The 6,102-nt window shown below is 63.0% G+C and carries 7 protein-coding genes and 1 pseudogene; 5 read left to right on the top strand and 3 right to left on the bottom strand.

Translation table 11 applies throughout. From position 1 onward, the window contains the following. On the bottom strand, window positions 1-90 hold a 90-nt coding region (locus IF47_RS32220; RefSeq protein ID WP_425423655.1), incomplete at its 3' end, for an imidazolonepropionase-like domain-containing protein. 110 nt (window positions 91-200) lie between these two features. Here IF47_RS32220 and IF47_RS0126390 point away from each other — a divergent pair. The 4 genes from IF47_RS0126390 (at window position 201) to IF47_RS0126375 (ending at window position 5,095) form a co-directional block, all read left to right on the top strand. Beyond that, on the top strand, window positions 201-1,163 hold the full coding sequence (locus IF47_RS0126390; RefSeq protein WP_051718261.1) for a type IV toxin-antitoxin system AbiEi family antitoxin domain-containing protein: 963 nt from the start codon (window positions 201-203) through the stop codon (window positions 1,161-1,163). A 33-nt stretch (window positions 1,164-1,196) separates the two neighbouring features. Further along, complete coding sequence (locus IF47_RS0126385) at window positions 1,197-2,108, top strand: nucleotidyl transferase AbiEii/AbiGii toxin family protein (RefSeq protein ID WP_031511518.1); 912 nt, start codon at window positions 1,197-1,199, stop codon at window positions 2,106-2,108. A gap of 303 nt (window positions 2,109-2,411) precedes the next feature. After that, a complete protein-coding gene (locus IF47_RS0126380; protein WP_031511517.1) occupies window positions 2,412-2,834 on the top strand; it encodes a type VII secretion target in 423 nt (140 codons plus the stop codon). Further along, a complete protein-coding gene (locus tag IF47_RS0126375) occupies window positions 2,831-5,095 on the top strand; it encodes a PPE domain-containing protein (protein WP_031511516.1) in 2,265 nt (754 codons plus the stop codon). Before IF47_RS0126380 ends, IF47_RS0126375 begins: the two co-directional genes overlap by 4 nt. A 7-nt stretch (window positions 5,096-5,102) precedes the next feature. Here IF47_RS0126375 and IF47_RS30945 read toward each other — a convergent pair whose 3' ends face one another. Beyond that, on the bottom strand, window positions 5,103-5,429 hold the full coding sequence (locus IF47_RS30945) for a hypothetical protein (protein WP_157840068.1): 327 nt from the start codon (window positions 5,427-5,429) through the stop codon (window positions 5,103-5,105). On the opposite strand from IF47_RS30945, the gene IF47_RS30940 reads away from it, so the two are divergent. After that, complete coding sequence (locus tag IF47_RS30940) at window positions 5,416-5,865, top strand: hypothetical protein (protein WP_157840067.1); 450 nt, start codon at window positions 5,416-5,418, stop codon at window positions 5,863-5,865. The genes IF47_RS30945 and IF47_RS30940 overlap by 14 nt on opposite strands. Before the next feature lie 2 nt (window positions 5,866-5,867). On the opposite strand, the pseudogene IF47_RS0126365 reads toward IF47_RS30940, so the two are convergent. Then, window positions 5,868-6,102, bottom strand: a pseudogene (locus IF47_RS0126365) (hypothetical protein); the annotation flags it as partial.

Raw genomic sequence — 6,102 nt, 5'->3', positions numbered from 1 at the left:
GGACCAGCGGCGGACGCGGGCCTTCGGATACTCCGCGTCCAGCTCCGCCAACGGCCCGACCGCCGCGATCCGGTCGCCCTCGACCGCCACCGCGTACCCAGATAAGAAGGCAGAGATAGTTACGTCTACGGCAGGAGAGACGCAGAGATAGTTACACCTGAATGTAACTATCTCTGCGATGTATGTGTAACTATTGATGCATGGATCGCGCCGAGCAGCTATCCGCCCTGGCAGGGCTGGCCGCCGACCAGTGGGGCTTGGTGACCGCCGCCCAGGCCAAGGACGCGGGCCTGAACGGGGTGCAGTTGCTGCGCCTGACGGAGGCGGGCCTTCTGGAGAACGTCGGCCGGGGCGTCTACCTGTTGACGTCCGCCGGGATGCCGAGGCATCTGGAGATCAAGGTGGCCTGGCTGCGTCTGCAACCCAGGGTGCCCGCGTGGGAGCGTTCTGTCGGCGATGTGGACTCCGGTGTCGTCTCGCACGCGTCCGCCTGCCAACTTCACGAGCTGGGCGACATCCCCGCTCCGGAGGCGGAGATCAGCGTGCCACGGCGGCGGACCACCAAGGAACCGCACGTGCGCCTGCGCACGGCGGCCCTGGAACCCGTGGACGTAACGGTCGTGGACGGCCTGCCGGTCACCACACCGCTCCGGACCATCGTCGACCTGCTGTGTGCCAAGGCGGACGGCGGCCACATCGGCGGCGTCATCGCCGAGGCCGAACGCCGCGGCCTGGTGAACGTGGAGGAACTCGCCGGCCGGGTCCGGCCGTTCGCCCATCGATACGGTCTGCCTCGCACTGCCGGCGGTCGAGATCTGATCGAGCATCTGGTGGTCCAGGCCGGCGAAGTACTGCGTGTCCACGAGCTCGAGCGAGCCGGCCGGGAAGGCTTCATCAAGGCACTGCAGATGCTGGCTGCCCAGCAGCCCGCGCCGTCTATCTCGCCCTCATGGGCCGAGGCGCTGCAGAATGCTCTGCGAGACGCCACGCCACCCCTTCCGCTCCAGGTGGCCAATCTGCAACGAGTGCTGCGGCAAGCGCCGCAAGGACTACAGGTCCCCTCCCTCCCTCCGGCGATGGTGGAAACGGGCGGCGACGATGACGCGCGGGCCGATGCGCCCTCGACGCCGGAACGTACCGATGACGGCACCGAGTCCGAGTAGAGTCGGCTGATCCAGCACGATTGCCGGGGCACCGTGGGCAAGAAGTACGCCAGTCCGTCCGCGTTCAGAACAGCGCTGACGCAGGCCGCGAAGAAGATCTCCCGACAGACCGGCATGAGCATGCCCGAGCTGATGAAGGTCTTCTACTTCAGCCGCCTGGCGGCCCGCGTCTTCACTGCGGAACCCGACGGGTGGCTCATCAAAGGCGGCCAGGCTCTACTGATCCGCTACGAAGGCGCCGCACGGCTCAGCCGGGACATCGACCTGCAGTGCGCCTCCCCCGACCGCACAGCCGAGGAAGCGGCCGCGAGGGTGATCGAAGCGGCGACCCGGAATCTCGACGACTTCCTCCGCTTCGTACCCGGCAAGTTCACCGGGCACAGCGAGGAAGGCCGAGGGGGATCTCAGTACTTCACGGTGTACTTCGGCAACACCAAGGTGGACAGCGTCAAGGTCGACCTCGTGGTCGGGCACGACCTCGTCGGCACCCCGGAGACCCGCTCTCTGAAGTCCGCCGTCGGCCTGGAGCGGCCCGTCGACTGGCCCCAGGTTCTGCTCTACCCGGTCGTCGACCACGTCGCCGACAAGATCTGCGCCATGTACGAGCGCCACGGCGACCACGGCTCCAACCGCTACCGCGACTTGGCCGACCTGCTTCTCATCAGCCGGCAGGAACACATCCCGGGCGAGGCCACCCACCAGGCGCTGCACCGCGAGGCGGACCGACGGCGTCGGTTGGGAACCCGCATCACTCTTCCCGATGCCTTCCAGGCCCCAAGCACCGACTGGCACGACGGCTACCCCGCCCAAGCCGCCCTGGTCCTCGGGTTGAAGGGCTGCGCCACCTTCCCCGAAGCCGCCCGGGCAGCAGCACTCTTCCTCAACCCCCTGCTCGACGGATCTGTCCAAGGAACCTGGAGCCCGAGCCTGTCAGCCTGGCAGTGAGCTTTCCAACCTCGGTCTGAGCTGGTCGGATGCGGACAGGCGCCGGCACCGGAGACTCGCAGGTTCCATGGCTGAAAAACTTCGGCTCCCGACACGCCGTACCGCCCCTGCGACTATGAAGGAGCGGTGACCACACCGAATCGCTCGGCCAGGGGCACCCACACCACGGTCTCACCGTCGCGAGTGCGTTCCCAGGTCTCCCGAACCCCCTGCCGCGCGTCCCGCTCGAACCCTTTGCGCTCCCGACGACGGGTCCACTACACAGGGCAATGCCAAGTATCGAAACTGTGACCAGGGGGAACCGTGTCGTTCGACGAGGAGTGGGCCCAGCTCGTGGCGAAGGCCACGCGGGAGCGGGACACCCGTATGAGGCTCAACGGGCACGACGGAGGCGGGGGTGGCGGCTCCGGGAAGACGCTTCACGTCACCCCGAGCGAACTCACCAAGCGTGCGGGCAGAACCGACACCATCCGCGGCAACCTCACCAAAGCGGATAACGCCACGCTCGAGAAGACGGAGCAGGTGGCCAAGGGATTGAAGGGCTTCAAGTCCGCCGGGGCCTTCGCCACTTTCCAGGAACGCTGGGAAAGGCAGATGAAGTACCTGCAGAGCCTGTTGGACAACGGCGTCGCAAAGCCTCTGCGCTCGGCGGCCGGCGATCTCAAGCGTGAGGACGGCGATCAAGCCAAGGTGATCGACGGGCTGAAGCAGGACGAGAAGAAATGACGCTGAGCTACAAGGCCGTCAGGGACGCCGACCTGGCTCCGCTGTCCGAGGCGGTCACCAAGTGGCGGAACCTTCCGGGGCAGTTCGACACCATCGCCACCTCCTTCAAGTCCGAGGTCTCCAGAGCTCTGCGAGCCTCCGACTGGGAGGGGGAGGCGGCGGAGGCGGCTTTCAAGAACTTCACAGCGGTCGAGAAGCAGATGGACAACGCTTCGGAGGAGGCCCGAGACGTCCATCAGTTACTCAGCAGCGCCCTGGAGAGTTTCCGTTCCGCTCAGAAACAGATCCGCGACGTCGCCTCGGATGTCGCCGAGGACAGGAACCTGAAGCTTTCCCCCGTCGGGCTGGTGTACCTGGATCCGGACGACAGGAAGGAGCCGAACCGGCTCGCCGTCCTCAAGCAGGCCTACGAGGACGTGATCCGGGGCTACAACGACCGGATCAAAACGGCTCTCTCCAACGCCACCGAGGCCGACACCGCGCTGCACTGGGCGTTGTCCCAGGACCCCAACGGGCGCTCCCCCGGCTTCCATCCAAACATGTTCAACAGCGTCAAGGATGCCCAAAAGGCACGCCGCGAGGCCCGCAAGGACGCCGACACCCTCGTAAAGCTCGCCGCGCTCGGCCGAGACATGACCGACGAGCAGCTCGTGCAGTTCAACCGGCTGCTCAGGAAGCACGAGGGCGACCCCTACTTCGCCGAGCGTTTCGCCACCAAGGTCGGCCCCGAAGGAGTCCTGCGGTTCTGGCAGGGCGTCGCCGACCAGCGGCACCACTCCGACGAAGAGGCCAGGAAGACCCTGGCGAAGATCCAGAAGTCTCTGTCCCACACACTCGCCGCCGCCACCCACTCCCAGAGCGATGCCATGCTGGAGTGGAAGAAGGAAATGGTCAAGCTCGGTGATGAGCAAATCCATTTCTCGTACCCGGACATGATCGTCGCAAGCGAGGGATCATACGGGTTTTCGATCATGAGCAGCCTGATGCGCCACGGCGAGTTCGAAACCGATTTCTTGAAGGACTACGGGGAGGCACTTTTCTCCTTTGAAAGCGAGCACAAGGGCGACCTCAAGGATCTCTGGTATGTCAACGGCCACAAGGCCCAAATCAGCTTCGGGTCCGATGCGGGAAATGACCCTATGGCCGGCTATTTGGAAGCCCTCGGCCACAATCCGGAAGCCGCAAAGGAGATGTTCGACTCGAAGAAGTGGAATGAGCTCCCGGGAGACGAGGCTGCTCTGAACTCCCACCTGAAATACTTGCTGGACGAACGTAAGTGGCTGAATGATTCTGTGGAAGGCAAGAAGGGCTACCTGGGTTACGGTTACGACGAGCTGGGGCATGCCCTGGAGTCCGCCACTCTCGGAATTCCGTATGACCGACCCGACCTCGGCTTGAAGCGCGATGAGACTACTGCGAACATCATGAGCCAGGTCGTCACTTTCGTCAGCGAGGACGTGGACTTTGCCCCTGACCGGCCTGGCGTCGGAAACAGCTTGGCGAAGATGGGGGCCGGCTACATCGATGACTTGACCTGGGCTGTCTCGGACTTCGGGAAATCCGACTACAACGAAAACACACGAGAATCAGCTTTCCGACACAGAGAAGGCTCCGGCCATTTCAGCGTCGACGCGAATGTCGCTTCCAAATTCCTTGCCGCAACGGGAAGGAACGAGGGAAGCTACGAAATCCTCGCAGCAGCTCAACAAGAATACACTGCCGCTTTGATGAGGGCACACTCCGGGCCTGACGATGAAGCAAAAATAATCCTTGAAACGGGGGCAAAGTTCAACGGAATCATCGACGGCGCTCGTTCTCTCGACATCCAGAATGAATACGGAGAAGCAAAGGAGGAAAAAGAGCGAAAACTGACCGAAGCGGCAGAGTGGGAAAAGTTTGCCGTGAGCCAGGGAATCGGGCTCGGTGTAGGGATTCTGACACTCCCCTTCGGAGGGGCTGCCGTTTCCTCAGTGGTGACCGTCGCGGTTCCTGCGATCATCGAAGGGGCGGCAAGTGCCACGGAGACTCAGTACGAGATCTCCCTCGATCGGCAGCTTGAAGAACGAATGAAGGAGTTCGAGAAGGACAACGGGATCGACCCGCTCGAATTTTACAGTCGCGGGAAGATCAGGTCCGTGGATCCGCTCGATGCTTTCGTCAGCGCCCATGGAATTCCGGAGAACGATCCCTGGCTAAAGGATCTGAACATCGAGACCCTCTACGACAGCGGACGCAATGACGTTGCACCGCTCTTCGAATGAGGGAATCTCACGCGTCAAGCGGTGAATTAAACTGTCGACACGAGCCCAGCCGAAAGAAAGCGGCTCGCACTCCCGATGAAAAGCGAACTTCGAGGTAAGACATGCCCACCGTGGACACTTTCGTGAAAATAAGCAGATCACCCTTGAATGTCGCCTTGATCTCCATGCTCACCGTGCTGGCCGCATCAGCCTGCTTCAATGAGGATAAAAACAGAACCATTTCCGCGAAATCCGTATGCGGGGGACTTTCAGGAGCGGCTGCTTCCGCCATCGAGAAGGTAACGGCATCTGAATCTTTCAAGCAAACTTCCAGCGCCGACTTGAAGAGTTTCACCACTCGATTTTCATACGCGCTGAAGAAAAAGGAGACGAAACCCCAGGAGCTGTGCCGGATTCATCCCGAGAGGGGAGATGATACGTCGACCCCGCGTATATCTTTCGAACTGTACGAACGAAGAGATATTCCTCCCGACAGGGAGAGAAAAGTGGTCGGCGAGATGGACTTTCCTTTCTCCCTTCAAGCAGTGTCCACCTACACTTACGCCGATGTTTACTTCGAGTGCCGCTCCTCCGACGCCGGGAAGGCCGAGGAAGGCCCTCCTGTGATCCATGGAAACTTCTCCTACGGTCACCGACTCGTCGGAGGCGAGGGCGGTCTGAGCTCGATCAAGTTGAACATGGACATCCTCCAGCACGTGGCACGCAATGTGGCCGGGGAGTTGGGGTGTGAGAACCACGGTGATATCCCCAAGCGCGACAAACCCTGGTGAGATCAGGTGCGGCGGTGGAGCAGGCGGCCGGCGAGGACCGTGGCCAGGCAGCGGCCGTCCGTCTCGTCGTGGACGGCGAAGTCCGCGCGGGCTCCCGGGGAGAGAGCGGACGGGCGGGGGGACGGGAGGACGGCGAGCCCCGAGCGGAGGACGGCCGTGCGGACGGCGGGCCGGGTGAAGGGCCCGACGACGGACGTGACGCCCTCGCGCAGCAGACGTTGGAGGCCGCGGCGGGCG

Origin of the sequence: Streptomyces megasporus (genome assembly GCF_000718985.1) — a bacterium.
GTDB lineage: Bacteria > Actinomycetota > Actinomycetes > Streptomycetales > Streptomycetaceae > Streptomyces > Streptomyces megasporus.
Note: the sequence above shows the minus strand (reverse complement) of the source record. Positions and strands in the feature narration are given on the sequence as shown.

Coding starts and splice junctions, on each gene's coding strand:
- IF47_RS0126390 (WP_051718261.1), top strand. CDS start 201: ATGGATCGCGCCGAGCAGCTATCCGCCCTGGCAGGGCTGGCCGCCGAC.
- IF47_RS0126375 (WP_031511516.1), top strand. CDS start 2,831: ATGACGCTGAGCTACAAGGCCGTCAGGGACGCCGACCTGGCTCCGCTG.